Origin of the sequence: Psychrobacter sp. M13, from assembly GCF_030718935.1 — a bacterium.
In the GTDB taxonomy this organism is placed as follows: domain Bacteria; phylum Pseudomonadota; class Gammaproteobacteria; order Pseudomonadales; family Moraxellaceae; genus Psychrobacter; species Psychrobacter immobilis_G.
In genome coordinates, this window is sequence record NZ_CP132194.1 from 584797 (window position 1) to 601936 (window position 17140).

General features: G+C 43.5%; 13 protein-coding genes. 8 read left to right on the forward strand and 5 right to left on the reverse strand.

The features are described 5' to 3' along the window. Nucleotides 1-21: 21 nt before the first annotated feature. The 3 genes from Q9G97_RS02510 to dapC form a co-directional block, all read right to left on the reverse strand. On the reverse strand, nucleotides 22-663 hold the full coding sequence (locus tag Q9G97_RS02510) for a 3'-5' exonuclease (RefSeq protein WP_305899595.1): 642 nt from the start codon (nucleotides 661-663) through the stop codon (nucleotides 22-24). A gap of 72 nt (nucleotides 664-735) precedes the next feature. Beyond that, a complete protein-coding gene (locus tag Q9G97_RS02515; protein WP_305899596.1) occupies nucleotides 736-2655 on the reverse strand; it encodes a DUF294 nucleotidyltransferase-like domain-containing protein in 1920 nt (639 codons plus the stop codon). Between the two features lie 213 nt (nucleotides 2656-2868). Beyond that, entirely contained in the window at nucleotides 2869-4143 is a 1275-nt protein-coding gene (dapC, locus tag Q9G97_RS02520) for a succinyldiaminopimelate transaminase (protein ID WP_305899597.1), read from the reverse strand. Nucleotides 4144-4250: 107 nt separating this feature from the next. On the opposite strand from dapC, the gene Q9G97_RS02525 reads away from it, so the two are divergent. After that, the gene (locus Q9G97_RS02525) at nucleotides 4251-4865 is read left to right on the forward strand and encodes a hypothetical protein (RefSeq protein WP_305899598.1); all 615 of its coding nucleotides are present in this window, start codon (nucleotides 4251-4253) and stop codon (nucleotides 4863-4865) included. Between the two features lie 213 nt (nucleotides 4866-5078). Here the strand turns inward: Q9G97_RS02525 and glnD are convergent, their stop codons facing one another. Together glnD and map are read right to left on the reverse strand one after the other, a co-directional pair. Continuing rightward, the gene (glnD, locus tag Q9G97_RS02530) at nucleotides 5079-7826 is read right to left on the reverse strand and encodes a [protein-PII] uridylyltransferase (protein WP_305899599.1); all 2748 of its coding nucleotides are present in this window, start codon (nucleotides 7824-7826) and stop codon (nucleotides 5079-5081) included. A 119-nt stretch (nucleotides 7827-7945) separates the two neighbouring features. Beyond that, nucleotides 7946-8737: a type I methionyl aminopeptidase gene (gene map, locus Q9G97_RS02535; RefSeq protein WP_305899600.1), complete on the reverse strand. Its 792-nt coding sequence runs from the start codon at nucleotides 8735-8737 to the stop codon at nucleotides 7946-7948. A gap of 345 nt (nucleotides 8738-9082) precedes the next feature. On the opposite strand from map, the gene Q9G97_RS02540 reads away from it, so the two are divergent. The 7 genes from Q9G97_RS02540 (at nucleotide 9083) to Q9G97_RS02570 (ending at nucleotide 16842) form a co-directional block, all read left to right on the forward strand. Next, nucleotides 9083-10165, forward strand: coding sequence for a triacylglycerol lipase (locus tag Q9G97_RS02540; protein ID WP_305899601.1), 1083 nt, complete (start codon nucleotides 9083-9085; stop codon nucleotides 10163-10165). Nucleotides 10166-10329: 164 nt separating this feature from the next. Then, the gene (locus Q9G97_RS02545) at nucleotides 10330-11424 is read left to right on the forward strand and encodes a lipase secretion chaperone (protein WP_305899602.1); all 1095 of its coding nucleotides are present in this window, start codon (nucleotides 10330-10332) and stop codon (nucleotides 11422-11424) included. Nucleotides 11425-11616: 192 nt separating this feature from the next. Further along, on the forward strand, nucleotides 11617-11739 hold the full coding sequence (locus Q9G97_RS02550) for a hypothetical protein (protein WP_305899603.1): 123 nt from the start codon (nucleotides 11617-11619) through the stop codon (nucleotides 11737-11739). Nucleotides 11740-12195: 456 nt separating this feature from the next. After that, entirely contained in the window at nucleotides 12196-12681 is a 486-nt protein-coding gene (locus Q9G97_RS02555; protein WP_305899604.1) for an META domain-containing protein, read from the forward strand. 194 nt (nucleotides 12682-12875) lie between these two features. Next, nucleotides 12876-13871: a Xaa-Pro aminopeptidase gene (locus Q9G97_RS02560; protein ID WP_305899605.1), complete on the forward strand. Its 996-nt coding sequence runs from the start codon at nucleotides 12876-12878 to the stop codon at nucleotides 13869-13871. A 163-nt stretch (nucleotides 13872-14034) separates the two neighbouring features. Then, nucleotides 14035-14712, forward strand: coding sequence for a hypothetical protein (locus tag Q9G97_RS02565; RefSeq protein ID WP_305899606.1), 678 nt, complete (start codon nucleotides 14035-14037; stop codon nucleotides 14710-14712). Nucleotides 14713-14820: 108 nt separating this feature from the next. Next, nucleotides 14821-16842, forward strand: a complete 2022-nt coding sequence (locus tag Q9G97_RS02570; RefSeq protein WP_305899607.1) for a flotillin family protein — start codon at nucleotides 14821-14823, stop codon at nucleotides 16840-16842. The last annotated feature ends 298 nt before the right edge of the window (nucleotides 16843-17140 follow it).

The window sequence follows — 17140 nt, forward strand, 5'->3', positions numbered from 1 at the left end:
CTAATTACAGAAGACTTTTACCTATAAACGTTTTGAACGAACATGCAAAAAAGCCATTGCCGTCATCATCGCGTCATTATAGGCATCATGATTACCAAACTCTGGAATATTATAATGCGCTAGTATCTTGGGCAGTTGCTGTGATGATTTGGGTACTTTTGGATTACTATCGCCCATCCGCTGAGCGTAAAGATAGCGTACATCGAGCACCTGATTGGGTAGCGCCATACCCATGTATTGCTTAATCAAAGGATTTAAAAATGTGATATCTATTTGCGGACAAAACCCAACGATAGCTCTATTACCAATAAAGGGCAATAGTAGCGCTAGCATCTCATCATAGCTCATACCATGAACCACATCAGTGGTGCGCAAACCATGAATGACTATAGTATCGCGTTCAGGCATAGCTGGTGGACTACAAACCAGATGCAGACCATTACCCGTATCGATCATATTGCCATTAATGTGAATAGCCGCTACTGATAATATATGATGCTTTTTGGCATTGAGCCCTGTCATCTCACAGTCAATGGCTACCCATTGATCTGCTAATGGCGGCACAAACATTGAGGCAAGCTCAGGACGCTGTAGCTGGTTTTTTTGCCATGAAGATTTTACTTGTGAAAACCAGCCCATAATATCCTCCGTTATAGCTGCCATAGGTTTAAAGCTAAGGCGTATTTGATTATTCGACCGTGGCACTGACCAAGACTACTGTTAACTACCGAATCGTTAATTACCAATCTCTAGCTGATAATGTTGACGTAACTGATTTTTAAAGCTTTTGACTACGCTTAAACACTCTTTTAAGACGTCGCGCTCAAGGGCAGACAAGGTCATCGGATCGACATGGCGCGCATACTTATCGTCCGTGAGTAACGCCACATCCAAGCGCTGCGCCATAAAAAACTCTAGCGCCTCATTTAAGGTATCAGCGCGTTCTTGGGTCATGACACTCGCTTGTACTAAGGCTTTTAGACGGTTTTTGCTGCTGGGCACATGCAAGATATCTCGCTCTAAGGCTAGAGCGCGAATACCATGTACCAATGGAAAAATACCAGACTTTTTGAGATCGACGGTGTTGGTGTCAGGCTTACCTAGTAGCGGTACAAACCTTTGCCACCACTGATTACCATCACCAAACTGCAGAGCTGCACGCGCGAATTGACGTATAAACATAGGATCGGACTGACGATGGGCTACTTTTAGATGATCGCGTACTTGTGTGAGCAGCGATTCATCGCCGCAGACATACTCGCCATCGAGTATCGCTGATAGATAGATACTGTGTATAGGATCGGTGTTTCGAAACCATAAGCTTAGCTGAGCCTTAAAATCCTTGAGCGGCTGTCGCCACATCGGATTGGTCATCATAATATTGCCATCGCATAAGGGATACCCAAAGTCTGCTAATTGGCTATTAAAGGTATCCGCAAATTGCGCTAAATCTGGATGTGAATAGCCATCACGAATGAGCAGGGCATTATCTTGGTCAGTACGCATGATCTGCTCACCACGTCCCTCTGAGCCCATGACGATCACACAGGTATTTTGCATGACTTCCTCAGGGACGATAATTTGCCACAGCTTTGTAAAGACTTGCGCATTGAGGGTCTGTACCATGCGACTGACAATACCGATCTTGACTCCGTTTTGTTGTTGAGCGCGAATATAGCGTCCAATCAGCTCGACGGCAGTACCGATACTGGCAATATCATCGGCTTGCTCAATCTGAATACTGATAAGCTGTGAGTGATGACCAAGATAAGCTAATACATCGCTTTGTCCCAATATGCCTGCGACATTGCCACTATCATCAATAACAGGCAGCCTATGAATACGATAGCGGGTCATAGTCAAAAGAGCATCGCCAATCTCGTGATCAGCATCAATAGTACGTAGATTAAAGCTGGCAAAGTCTTGACAAGGTGTGACCGTCATATCTTGCTGCTGGCTGACCGCGCGGCAGATATCAGTATCAGTCAAAATACCTAGCTCACGATCAGTGCTATCAGGATTTAATAAATGATGAGTAGGACGCACTAATACATGCTTGAGCCGCGCTTGCGTCATCACTTGTGCAGCTTGATATAGGCTTTGGCTTGCGTCAATAATATGTACGGGCAACAAGGTCACATCAGTCACAGGTTGGAGCATGATTTGTTGAACTTCTTGCTGCTCAGTATAGCTGGCTGCCCCTAAGCCTTGAGAGCCACGGCGCTGTTTTAATGCCTTGAGGCGCTCAGGCAATTTATCGGATAACAACTGACGGATAAGGTGGTTTTGAGCACTGATTTTGTCAATGGCACTGCCTTCTACTTGTAGTAGTAGGGTGTCCTCATTGGCCCGATAATGGTAATTTTTGTCATCACCTTTATCATCAGCAGGCAATTCTGGCGTTCGTCTACTATCGAACCAATCATTACTGTTGAGGTGGTCGGAGTGATCGCTACCTGAATAAGCGGTGACTAGTTCGTCATTGAGTGTTTGCTCGATCTGACCTTTGAGGACAATAAAAAAATAATGCAGATCTGCAGCTGATAGGTATTCCTCAGCAGCAAGGTAGCGTACTTGCGTATGCTTTTTGAGACTTTGACGCTCAGCTGGGCTTAATACGTCAAAGGGGGGTTGAGCAAAATCAAGAGTGGGCATAGCAGCATCCTTGAGCGCTTTTTGTAGAATTGAGGTCTGTAGTAGCAGAAGCTATACTAATAAGTAGCAGTAGCTATAGTAATAAAAAGGAATAAAAAGGAATAAAGCTTAACTATAGCATTATCCCTAATAACTTTGTGGTTATAGTTTTTATGATTCAAACGCCCTTATGATTTAGTCCACTTTGTGATCTGAGTCATTCTATGATTAGTATTAATTATTAAGTAGCATACGTATGCGACGAATGGCCTCTAGATTCTCTTCAATACTAGCCACAAGAGCGATACGGACATAGCCTTTGCCAGGATTATAGCCCTGCACTTCACGGGATAAGTAGCTGCCAGCCAAAGCATAGATATGCACCTGCTCATACAGAGCTTTGACAAAAACTTCATCGTCACCATTGAACGCTTCAGGGACTTTTATCCAAAAATAAAACCCAGCCTCAGGCATACGCAGATCTAAAAGCTGACCTAGCTCCTGCATCCATAACGCAAATTTTTCTTTATAAAGTGCGCGGTTTTGTATGACATGTCTCTCATCTTGCCAAGCGGCAATAGAGGCGAGCTGATGCGGTATCGGCATGGCACAGCCTTGATAAGTACGATATTGTAAATAAGGCGCAAGCAAGTCAGCATCTCCTGCAATAAAGCCTGAACGCAAACCTGGCAAGTTTGAGCGCTTTGATAAAGAGTGAAAGACCACACAGTTTTTGAAGTCATCACGGCTTAGGTTAGCGCAAGCTTGTAATAAGCCAATAGGTGGCTCATTAAAATACAGCTCGCTATAACACTCGTCACTAGCAATAATAAAATCATACTGATCAGATAAGCGAATCAGCAGTTCCCAATCCTCCATAGTCATCACGGTGCCCGTTGGATTATTAGGACTACAGACGAATAGTAGTTGGGTCTGCTCCCAAACACTTATAGGAACGCTGCGATAGTTTTCTTTAAAGCTATTTTCTGAGCTGCAAGGTATAAAGTAGGGCGTTGCCTGCGCTAGAATGGCTGCACCTTCGTAAATTTGGTAAAAAGGGTTGGGCATTATTACGATAGGTCTCGGCTCAACGTGCGCCACATCTTTTGACGTCGGCAGTGAACTATTTGGCTGATTCGTTTCGTGGCTAATTTTGTGGTTTAGGCGACTCGTATCAATCGCTGCTTGTACAAAACTAAAGATCGCTTCACGCGTGCCCATGACAGGTAATACTTCGCTATTGGGATTGACATGATGCAAAAAAAACCGCTTCTCAAGCCAATGAGCGATGGTTTGACGCAGCTCAAAGCTGCCTATAGTCGTCGGATAACGAGCTATACTGTCCAAATTTTCTTTTAATGTGTCCAGCACAAAGCTTGGTGGTGTGTGTTTTGGCTCACCAATACCGAGCTTAATCTCATTGTAGGCGGGGTTTGGCGTGCTATCGACAAGTAAATGACTCATCTTGGCGAAAGGGTAAGGGTGGAGGGCATGCAAGTTGTTATTCATAATTGGGCTTATTATAATTAGCAGACATAAATTATAACGAAAAGTTATGGTCAAGAAAGTTTATTTAGCAGTAATCATTAAGACACCTTATCTTAATGATTAAAATTTTGAGTACTGATATGGGTAATGTTGAGTTTTATAGACAGCTAAGACATCACGAACAGCAGTGGTGGCTTTTACGTCAGCGTCTTATTGTACTTAGAGAGCGGCAGATTTTTTGGTATGGTGAAAAAAGCTTAATGATGTGGTTACTGTGGCAGCTAGTCAGTTATGTCGTCGTCGCGATTATAGTTATGTTGCTCAGCAAGCTGTTATCGGTGCAATTAACATTGTGGCAATACCTGACTATCTTTGCGCTACAAACCTCTATTTTCTTAATCATGCTTTTATTGAAAGAGCGCATGGCTAAAAAAATGCAGATAAAAATCCATAAAGAGGAGTTAGCAACTGAGCAAACGCTCAACGAGATGACGATATTAGCCACTGATAGCCTCTTTGATAAGGTGCACAGTAGCTCTCCACTATCTTTACAGCTTATCCATCAACAGTACGCCTCACATTTGCACTTAGTCAGCTTATATCATTTGCTACAGCAAGAGGTAGGTAGAGGGCGTTTATCTCTATCGCAGCACGCTAGAGACACGCTTGCCTTGCCCCTTGATTTGGCTGATGATGAGCTTACTCTGCATGCCGATGAAATACTTTATAAAAGCCTTGTATGAGCGCTATTGTATTTAGAACTTACTAGGGCGTGTCCTCAATTTGAAAATGGTGATAAAAATGAGCGAAATTGCAGCAGGGCTAGGATAATAGCGCTATTAATATCGAGATATTGATGAGCTATTTGACACCGCCCTGCCAACATTTAGCCTTTTTTAGCCCATTTAGTCCTATACATTCAGATTAGGGACACGCCCTATATTAGCGGTAGTCAATCACTCTAGGCAATCAGATAATACGCTTAAACAATCGATCAATGCTTGCTTTAGCGTTTCAAGCTTGGCTGGCGTCAAAGGCGCATCTTCTTGATCGCTGAGATAGAACATATCCTCAGCACGCTCCCCTAAGGTGGTAATACGCGCTGCATGTACCTCAATCCCTTGTTGTAAAAATACTTGTCCAACGCGGGCAAGTAATCCTGGCTGATCAAGGGTTTGCAAACTCATAATATGCTGATTAGAAGCCTCATTAAACTCAAAGCTAATCTGCGTTGGTACTTCAAAATGTCGTAGCTGACGTGGCAAGCGCTTTTGGGTCAGCTTAGGCACGGTTGGATTCTTAAAAGCATCGATGAGTCGCTGCTTGAGCTCCTGTTGACTATCAGCATCAGCCAGTAGCGTACCACTACGATCTAATAGCACATAAGAGTCTAGCGCAAAGTCGCGCGTTGCGGTAATGATCCGTGCATCTAATACATCCAGATTCATCTGATCAAATACTGCCATAGTCACCGCAAATAAATTCGCCTGATCTTGAGTATAGACGAACACTTGTACCGCATCTAATGCCAGCTCTCTATGCTCACGTAATACCACCAAAGGTGTACTTTGGGCATCAGAGGCACGCCCAACTGGAGGATGATTTAGGATCGCCTCAGTATGCCATAAGACATCCTCAGCAAGCTCACGCAAAAAGTACTCATCGCCTAGGTCATCCCATAGACTGAGCACTTCATCACGATTCATCCGCTGATTATCGACGTCATCTAGCAAAGCCTGCGCTTGCTTGCGCGTGGCACTGATCATATCTTGACGGTTGGTTGGCGCATCGATATCAGCCCGCAGTATACGTCGCGTTTGCGAGTAGAGCTGCTTCATGAGGGTTGCCCGCCAGCTATTCCAAAGCTGAGGATTCGTCGCATTCATATCCGCAACGGTCAATACATACAGATGATTGAGGTGGGTCACGTTACCAATGAGATCGGCAAACACGGAGACCACTTCAGGATCAGAGATGTCCTTCTTTTGAGCGGTCAACGACATCAATAAATGATAGCGCGTGAGCCAGCCCACTAGATTGGCATCGGCCTCGCTCATACCATGAGCTAAGCAAAATTCAATAGATTCACTTTCGCCAAGCAGACTGTGATTGCCGCCACGACCTTTGGCAATATCATGGAACATCGCGGCTAGTACCAAGATCTCTTTGCGCTCAATACGTTGATACAAAGCGCTGACCAGTGGGAACTCTTGCTGCAAGCTCGGATCGGTAAAGCGATGCAAAATACGAATCAAAAACAGCGTATGCGCATCGACGGTATAGCGATGGAATAGATCGTATTGCATAAGCCCCGTCACTTGCGCAAAAGCGGGAATGTAATTGCCGAGCACTCCATAACGGTTCATCGCCCGCAACCGATGAAACAGATAGTTTTGTTCTTTTAGATTGGCTAAGAACAGCGCTTGATGCTCAGGGTTATCCCGATAGGTCTGATCGATACCACGCGCAGCAATCTTCAGCGCGCGTAGAGTATGTGTACGGATATTCTTGATACCGTATTGACCCATCAATAAGAACATCTCTAAAATTGATTCAGGGTGTTGGGCGAAAACCCGATGATGCGAGATGGCGATTTGATTGCCTATTTTATTAAAATGCGCGTTTAATAATTGTTTGGTAGGTCGCTCATCAGAGGGGAGTAGAGGCTCGATAATCGTCTCATAGTAGTGATTGATGAGCATCTCAGACAACGTCGATATCTGCATCGCACAGCGATAATAATCGCGCATGAAGCGCTCAACCGCCGCATTTGGCTCATCATCGGGCTGGGTCTCATAACCCATACGCTGGGCGATATCACGCTGATAATCAAATAATAATTTATTCTCGTTGCGTCCCGTCATCTCATGCAAATAGTGCCGTATTTGCCATAAAAAGCTTTCAGAGAAGCTGAGCTCATCGAACTCTTTTTCGGTCAAAAAGTCTTGTTGCACTAAATCATAAAGCTTACCAACTCGAAAGTAGCGTTTAGTTACCCAGCCGATAATATGGATATCACGCAGACCACCTGGTGCGGTCTTTATATTGGGTTCGAGATTGTATTCCGTGGCATTATGACGCAGATAGCGCGTCTTAGCCTCAGCTATTTTTACCTCATAAAAATCAAGCTGTGACCAAAGCTGGTTGACGATATCAGTTGGCGTGTCTTGCAGATCTTCATTGCCTACTAAAAGCCGTGCCTCAAGCAGGGTGCTTGCGACCGTATGGTCTGTTGCGGCCTCCAAGCAGTCAGCGATACTACGTACCGCTAAAGCAGGCTCAAGTCCAACATCCCACAGCATCGCTACCAAAGCGTTTATTTTAGCGCTAACCTCATTACTCATATCCTGTGGGGACAATAATAAAATATCGATATCAGAGTGTAGAGATAACTCACCACGCCCATAACCGCCAGTCGCGAAAAATGCTAAATCAGTTTCATCAAGCTTGAACCAACAAAACATCGCAATGAGCAGCTCATCAATGGCACAGGCGCGTGCTGCTACCAGCTGACGAATATTAATACCACGTTCAAGCGCTCGGCTGATGTCGTCATTTATTTGAGCAAGCCATTCAGGAATGCCAAGCAGTGAGGCTCTAGTAGGATCACTAACCACTAACAAGGGCGTATTTGTTGTCCCATCAGGCGGTATTAACGCAGGTAATGGCGTAATATAAATCGAAGCAACATCGCAAGTGAACATGAATAATTTCCATTTTGATGATCGAGTGAATCAAAAATTAGCATAAAATAAAATTAAAAAAAAGACTACCAAAAAAAAGACCACCTAAGCGATCCTTTATACTATCAGTTTCTGTATAGCTACTGCGTCAAAAAACTCAAATCTTCTTCAGGGCGAGTAGTGAATACCTCACAGCCATTGTCAGTGACGACCATCGTATGCTCCCACTGTGCGGAGAGCTTACGGTCTTTAGTAATTGCCGTCCATTCATCTGGCAAGATTTTAGTCTGCCATTTACCCTCATTAATCATCGGCTCAATGGTAAATGTCATGCCCGTCTTAAGCTCAAAGCCAGTGCCCTTTTTGCCGTAGTGCATGACTTGTGGCTCATGATGAAACTCATTAGAGATGCCATGACCACAGAACTCACGAACGATACTAAAACGCTCAGGTTCAACCACCGCTTGAATAGCGGCGCCAACATCACCTAAACGCGCGCCATCCTTTACGACACTCATACCCGCATATAGTGCCTCTTGCGCGACCTTGCAGATACGCTGAGCCATGATAGAGCCATTGCCGACGATCCACATTTTTGAGGTGTCTCCATAATAGCCGTCTTTGATAACAGTCACATCGATATTGATGATGTCACCGTCTTTGAGCAGTTTGCTCTCTGTTGGGATACCGTGACACACCACATGATTGACCGAGGTGCAGATAGATTTTGGGAAGCCGTTATAGTTCAGAGGCGCAGGGATAGCCTCTTGTACGTTAACGATATAATCATGAGCGAGTTGATTGAGCGCTTCGGTACTGATACCTACCTTGACGTGCTCATCTAACATCACAAGTACATCGCTGGCAAGCTTACCAGCAATACGCATTTTTTCGATAGCCTCTGGAGACTGAATTAAAGTTTTTTTAATCATTATTATTAATCTTATCGTTATGAAAATATAAGTTGATCGAACACATCAAATTATAGCATATATGCATGATTTATATAATTGATGCTATAACGATGACTTTAATATAGATCTCAAAAGAAGCTTACTAATCAGATGTTTATAATTGACTAAACGGTCATCTGTTTATATTCACTAAGCTAGATTATCAGTTGAATGTTACGAAATTTACAAGTAATGTAAGCATCACTATCAAATGGATTGATAGTTGTTTTTGATACCCTATGTGCTATTTGCTTTGTAAATGGTCGTACTTTAAATAGGCTCGTACAAAAACTACCATACCGTTACAACGACAAGGAAGTTGCTATGAAGCTGAACGCTTATTTTTCTGCTGCGATCTCACCAAGTAAATTTTTACCGACCTTAGGTGCTCTAGGTACTGGTCTACTCCTCATGACGATGCAAACCACTTCTTCTCAAGCCGCTGGACAGCATTATAACTGCGCCAATGCGAATGGTTGCCAGCTGGTCGATAGTCAATATTTTACCTCAAGCTATACCAAAACTCAGTATCCTGTGGTTATGGCGCATGGACTTGGCGGCTTCACGTCAATGTTTGGCGTCATTGACTACTTTAATGGCATCCCTGGAGCGCTAGTAAGAGGTGGCTCAGAGGTATATACCACCAAAACGTCAGCCGTTAATAATAGTGAAGTTCGTGGTGAGCAGCTACTACAGCAAGTCAAAACAATCTCAGCGATCTCAGGCAAGTCTAAAGTTAATCTATTGGGACATAGTCAAGGCGGTATTGATATTCGCTATGTCGCTGGTGTTGCCCCAAGATACGTCGCTTCAGTAACGGCCGTTTCAAGCCCAGAGCAAGGCTCAAAAACGGCAGATTTTGTCAAAGCCACGCTTGAGCCAAGTAACGATGATAACTCTGGCGATCAGCTCAATCTAGGCACGCAACTGGTTGCGGGTCTGTTTCACTTGATTGGCGGCTTTACCGATATCGGCTCTGGTATTAGCTATAACGAAATACAAGAGCAAGATGGTTGGCAAACGTTGGTCGCTTTATCTACTAGCGGCGCTGCTACCTTCAATGCAAAATTCCCAGCCGCCATGCCAACGAGTTATTGTGGTCAGCCAGCCGACACTGCAGTCAACGGCATCAAATACTACTCATTCAGTGGTGTTGGACAACTGACAAGTGCGCTCGATCCCAGCGATTATTTGCTAGCAGCAACCAGCGTACCGTTTCTTTTTGAGGCTAATGATGGATTAGTCTCGAAATGCTCAAGTCGTTTAGGTTACGTGATCCGTGATGACTATAGAATGAATCATTTAGATTCAGCAGACCAAGTATTAGGTCTGACAGCATGGGGTAGCTCTGAACCCAAATCTGTCTATCGTGCGCAGGTCAATCGCCTCAAAAACGCGAGTCTTTAAAATCATAAGCAGACTACCGCTTTGAATCTATTGCTGTTGTAAAAATCAGGGTCAACTGAGTTGACCCTGATTTTTATATATCAAACTTCATACATAACGGCGCTTATATCATTGAAACTTTAGAACCGTACTGTACCTAATTTATAAAATAAGGTATCTCGATCATGCCCAATAAACATCGCATTCCCTATTTTTCGCTTATCACTATCGCGATCATCGTTGCTATCACGGTAGCCGTTATTCTGTGGTTCAGACCTGATCAAAGTGATGCCGATGTCGTGACAGGCACCTCAGTGACAGTCGATAACGGATCTAGCAACGCAATGACAGATATGTCTGATCCTTATAAAGGACTAGAGGTCTCATCGACGCAGAACAATACTGAATTTACCACTGGTTTAGAGCGGCTGCCATCCTCATTACAGGGGACACAAGTTGATGGTGAGATTATCATCGATGAAAACAAACAGTTGGTTGTCACCGAAGGGTTACGGCGCTTGTTTGACTATTTTTTATCGGCGCTAGGAGAGGAGGATGAGGCGACTATTCTTGCACGTGTGGAGAGTTACATCCGTCATCACACCCCAGAACCTGCTGCCAGCCAAGCCATTGCAATCTTTAATCAATACGTCATCTACCTAAAACAGCTGTCAAAAATAGAAGCGAGCTACGGTAACTTGCAATTGCAAGCCACCCAAGATGGCAAACTTGATCTCAATATGATTGCCCAGCGTCGCCAAGATATTACCAAAGCTCGCCAGCAGAATTTTGATCAGGCAACGATTACTGCGTTTTTTGGCTCAGACGATACTTATGATGATTATAGTATTAGTATGCTCACTATTGAGCAGGATGATCAGCTCTCTAGCACCCAAAAGGCCGCCGCAAGACAAGACTACATCAGCCGTATGTCTGATAATGCTATCAAAGCAAACATCGAGCAGCAAGCTAACTTAAACGAGCTGATAACCCGCACTGAGCAGATGAAAGCACAAGGCGCTAGTGCTGAAGCTTTATATAATATGCGCCGTAAGTTAGTTGGCGAGGCCGCTGCTGGCAGGTTAGCGACTGTCGATGTCGAGGATGCCAACTTCGATCAGCGCTTTGATCAGTATCAAGCCCAAAAGCAAGGCATACTGACACAAAATTCTGACAACGCACAAGCTCGAGCGCAGATTACGCAGTTAGAGCAGCAGCTATTTAATGATGCTGAGCGTAAGCGCTTAGAGGCTTATGGCGCTATGCAAGCAGACAAGTAATAACTCTCCTAATCTCCCTACAAAAAAGCCAAATAAGGGATAGCAATAACTCAGAAATAAAGCTACTGTATTAAATGCTAAATATTAAGTAGCACAAAGCTATGCCTTTGACGTCAATAAGGCATCAGTGACATAGCTTTTGGTAAAGATGGATCTAACTTAATGATTAATTTAATCCCCTCAGGAGCTCTTATGAAGAACATAACCAAAGTATTAATGACAGGTATTGTAATGGCAAGTTTACTGGTAGGTTGTCAGTCGCTTACCAAACAGCCGACTCAGCAGCCAGACATAACGGGTACAGATGTCATATAAGATGATAAATAGCTTAATTGTAAGGCCAGATGACTGTTAAATCAGATAGTGGTTAATAGCTATAATCACGAAAAAATCTTAGGCTTTGCCAATAAGAACCTCATTTTAACAAATGGGGTTTTTATGCAAATGATAAATAATTATTAAACCACCTTACTCCTAATTTTTTAAGTTATTGATTTCAATGATGCTATAAATTATAGGTTTGTTTTAAGCCGATTTAAGGCTAATAAAATTAAGGGCTGTTTTAAGTTGAGAGTGGCGTCAAACAGTTAGCAGGTAATGCTATGAGTGGCAATAGCTGATAGCAAAACACCTATACGTCAAAACAATGTGTGAATAAAGAACATACATAAGGCTGCATGACAATAATGATTAGCCAGTCCATAATAGCGGCATTGTTTAACAGACATACACATTCAATTTAATTGTCTTTTAATAATTAGAGGGTTTTATATGAAAAACGTGACCAAAGTTATGATGGCTAGTGTATTGGCAGTAGGGACGCTGGCAGGTTGTCAGACAAGCCCAACGGTGACTGCACCAGTGACTCAACCTATCACAGTTAACACGCTACAATCTTATGATTGGCAATTGGTTGATGCTAAGCGTAGTAATGGACAAAAAGTAGCTCAGTTATTCTTTGATCCAGCAAAGCCATTAATGCTAAGCTTTAATAACTATAATGGTGAAAACCGCGTTACCTTCAAAAACACTTGTAACAACATGGGTGCACAGTACAGCGTTGTAAATGGCAATGTACAACTTAATAATGTGTTAAGCACTATGATGGCATGCCCTGAGCCACAAGCGAGCTTTGATACCGCTACTATGGCGACGGTTCAAGGTAAATATAGCTTCAGTACTGGCGCTAACAATGTGCCTATGCTAACCATCAGCAATGCTAATCAAGTTGCACAGTTTAAAGCAGTTAACAAATAAGCTGACCGTATTTTTTATTTAGCTTAATACTGTTTTAGTATAAGACTGTTTATAAATGCCTTACTAATTAGTGAGGCATTTTTTTATTCAAAATTTGCTGACTTTTAGGCTACACTAGGCTTTACCAATAATGCGCTCGTAAATAAAACCTGAACGCATGTTGCTCATAAATTCTTGGCTTCACGAGATTTGACATGACTAATACTAGCCGCACAATCAATAGCTCGATAACACTGAGCGTGACGACAATAATCACTGTTCTGGCTCTAACAGGTTGTCAGACTATGACGACTGGTAAAGCCGTATCTAACAATAGTATGACAAGCAATCCACTAACTGCGCAAATGCCAGTGATAGATCGCCAAGGGCGTATCGCTTATGTTGAGGAGCAAGGCGTTGGCGCAGCGAAGATTTCTACTCTTTACAGTATTAGTCCTGATGGTAGCGATAGACGACTGATCGATCAGCTCAATGGTTATATTTATGCGCCTGCGTGGTCAGCTGATGGTCAGCATTTGGCTTATAGTAAGCAGCCTGCGCGCCACTATCCTTTTATCTATATCTATGATCGCAGTAAGCAAAGCAGTGAGCTAGTCGTCGATGCTAAAGGCAGTAATTTATCCCCTAGCTTTTCACCTGATGGCCTGCGTCTGCTGTATAGCTCATCAGTCGGTGGTAATGCGGATATCTATGAGCGCTCGCTAACGACTGGCATAACTAAGCAGCTGACGACACTGTCCAGCACAGAGGTGCAGCCAAGCTATGCGCCTGATGGACAGAGCTTTGTCTATGTCAGTGACAAAGTACGATCAGGACGACCTAGTATCTATCGTTATACCTTTGCAACTGGCAATGCTGCACTACTATCGGCAAATGGCTATGCCGCTAGTCCTCAGTTAAGTCTAGACGGTCAACTAATGAGCTACCTCAATGGTCGTCAAGCGGCCGTTATTACCTTAGCCAATAAACAAGTAGTCAATTTGGCGGAGACAGGACTCGATGAGCCAGCACGCTTTTCACCGAGCGCTCAGTATGTGGTCTACGCTATGCAAAATAGCAAAATAAATGGACAGACGGGTAGTAGCTTAGTAGTACGCTCTTTGGCTAGTGGCAGTAGCTATATTATTAGTAGCAAACTTGGCAATAGTCAATCTCATAGCTTGGTACGTTCGCCCGTATGGGGACGTTAAAAACAAATCTTTTGAATATAACTAGCTGCGATTGATAAGTATTATTGAATTATTTTCGCTATAATCACTAACTAAGAAACATAAGTTGATTTTATTCAGTGTAAAATCACCACTCAGAATATCTTATAACTTATAGAGTCAGGTGACAAAAAGAGAATACACAATGCAAGAGTCTTTCTTAATTTTTATGACCAAAATCAGTCTATATCCGACTTTCGTTTTTACGGGTTTAGTAATGTTTGTCACCTTATATTGGCTGGTATCCTTGCTCGGCATGGCAGATATGGACGCGGTAGACTTAGGTAATGTGGGGGGCGATGCTGGCGCAGATGTGAGTAACAATAGTGGTGATTTATCCTCAGCAGGCGTTTTTTCTGGTCTACTGCTCAAATTCGGTCTCTACGGCGTACCGCTGATCATCATACTTAGCTTAGTCAGTTTGATCGGTTGGCTACTCAGCTATCTATATACTAGCCTATTACATCAGTATTTTGATTCAGGCATCTTGTACTATGTCTTTGGCACAGGGGCATTAATACTAGTACTCGTCGTTTCTATGTGGCTAACGGGCATTATTATTTCGCCAATTCGTAAAAAGTTTGCCAAGATTCCTAAGCGCATCGCCGCTAATAATATTGGTAAAATCGCTATCGTGCGCACCTTGTCAGTGACAGATATTCATGGCGAAGCGGTGCTTGGCGATGGTGGTGCAGGACTCATCCTTAGAATCCGGCCGGATATCAGTAGTGATAAACAACCCCTGCAGCAAGGCGATAAAGTAGTATTAGTAGAGTACCTAGATGAATCCAACGCCTACCGCGTTACTGCGGTTAAAGACTGATTATATGAATAAAAGCACGCAATCTATTGATCTATCTGTCTATCTATAAGCAAATAAATAATTAGTAATCTTAAATTTAGTTTGACGGTTTAACTTAAAGGAATAGTTATGGACACACTTATTATCGTCGGCGTCATAGTCGTGCTGGCGTTTGTCTTTCTTATGATAGCGCTTTTGATGCTCAAAGCTTTTTATTATAAGGTTGAGCAGGGCACAGCACTAATCATCAACGGCGTGAGTAAGATCGACGTACGTTTTGATGGCGGTATTATTTGGCCAATCATTAATAAAAAAGAATTAATGCGAATCTCGCTGATTACTTTAGAAGTCGATCGCCGTGGTAAAGAAGGTCTTATTTGCGCCGATAATATGCGTGCTGATATTACCGTCGCGTTTTATCTACGGGTCAATGAGACCGAAGAAGATGTGTTAAAGGTTGCCAAATCAGTTGGCGTTGAGCGTGCCTCGGACAAAGTCGCGGTCAACGAGCTATTTAATGCGAAGTTCTCTGAAGCGCTAAAAACCGTCGGTAAGCAGATTGATTTTGTCAAACTATTTGAGAACCGTAGCGAGTTTCGTGACAGTATCGTCAAAGAGATTGGCAATGATCTAAATGGTTATATCCTAGAAGATGTGGCGATTGATTATCTTGAGCAAACGCCGAAATCATCGCTTGATTCAAGCAATATCTTAGATGCTGAAGGTATCAAAAAGATCACTCAGCTCACCGCTTTTCAAAACGTTATCACTAATGAGCTTGAGCGTGATGAAGAGCTTGCGGTTAAAAAGAAAAACGTTGAGACTGTGGAGGCAATGCTGGAGCTTGAGCGTCAACAAGCTGATGCCGAGGCCAAACAGCATCGTGAAATCTCTTCTGTGAGAGCCCGTGAAACAGCTGAAACTCGTAAGATTGAAGAAGAAGAGCGTAAAAAGTCTGAAACCGCTATTATTTCAGTTGAGCAGGATTTGGCTATTCAGCGCGAGAATCAACAACGTGAAATCGAAGTTGCTGGACAGAATCGTCTGCGAGCAGTCATCATTGAAGAAGAAAAAGTAACGCGCGCGCAGGATTTAGAAATCGTCTCGCGTGAGCGTGAAGTCGACTTGCAGCGTATTGAAGCTGAAAAAGCCATTGAGATTGAGAAAAAGGAAATCGCCAACGTTATTCGTGAGCGTATCGCCGTCGATAAAACAGTCGCGCAAGAAGAAGAGCGCATCAAAGAAGTCCGTGAAGTGAGCGAAGCCGATCGCTCGAAACAAACTCGTGTCTTAGCGGCTGAAGCAGACGCCGAAGAGATCAAAGTCCGTCAAGTCAAAAAGGCCGAAGCCGATGAGATGGCAGCTAAGCACAAAGCCGTTGAAATCACTACCCTTGCTAATGCGAACTTGGAAGCGGCTGCTAAAGACGCTGAGTCAAAAGTGAGAATGGCTGAAGGTATTAAAGCTGAAGAGTCTGCCCATGGCTTTGCTGAGGCGGCTATTCAAGAAGCTAAAGCCTCGTCGCTTGAAAAAGAAGGCGTTGCCAAAGCGAACGTCATCAAGGCTACAGGTCAAGCGCAAGCCCAGTCGGATCGCGAACGTGGTATGGCGGACGCTGAAGTTATCGCCGCTCGCGGTGAGTCAAACGCCAAGGCGCAAAGAGATATCGGCATGGCAGACGCCGAAGTTATCGCCGCTCGTGGTCAATCGAACGCGCAAGCTGAGCGTGAAGTTGGTCTTGCTAAAGCCGAAGTTACTCGCGCCCATTTCCAAGCCGAAGCGGATGGTCTAGTCGAGAAGTTCAATGCGATGGGTAGCATGAGTCGTGAGGCTCGTGAGCACGAAGAGTTCCGTATGGGTCTCGAAACGGCGCTACAAGAAGCGATGGCGTCTATTGAGGCGGGTAAAGAGATCGCTAAAGAGAATGCTGAGGTGTTAGCAGTAGCGCTACAAAAGGCCAAAATCGATATCGTTGGTGGTGAGGCGCACTTCTTTGATAACTTTGCCAAGTCACTTTCTATCGGTAAAGCCATCGATGGCCTTGCAGGTAAGTCAGATACGCTAAGCGGTATTATCAATACGATGATGGCGAGTAAGTTAAGCAATCAGAGTAATCCGTCAAATGATAAGTCTGCTGAACATAATGATTAGTTTGTAGCTTTTAAATAGATAGAGTCAAGTAGCGTGGGTGGTAACTCACAGAATATAGGAATGAATCCATGGGTTAAGACTCACGCTACAAAATCTAAAGTTGCCGTATAATTTTTAACGCTTTTTAAGGTTACCACCCACGCTACAAATATTAATCGTATAAATAAATGGTCATTCAAATTGCTATTTATTCTGCCAGCTTAAATTTAAAGCAACACTAAGTTGGCTACTCTAAAAGAATGATCAACGCGCCCTTATTTTTCTAACAGGGTTTATGTTTTTTTAGACTAGTCAAAAT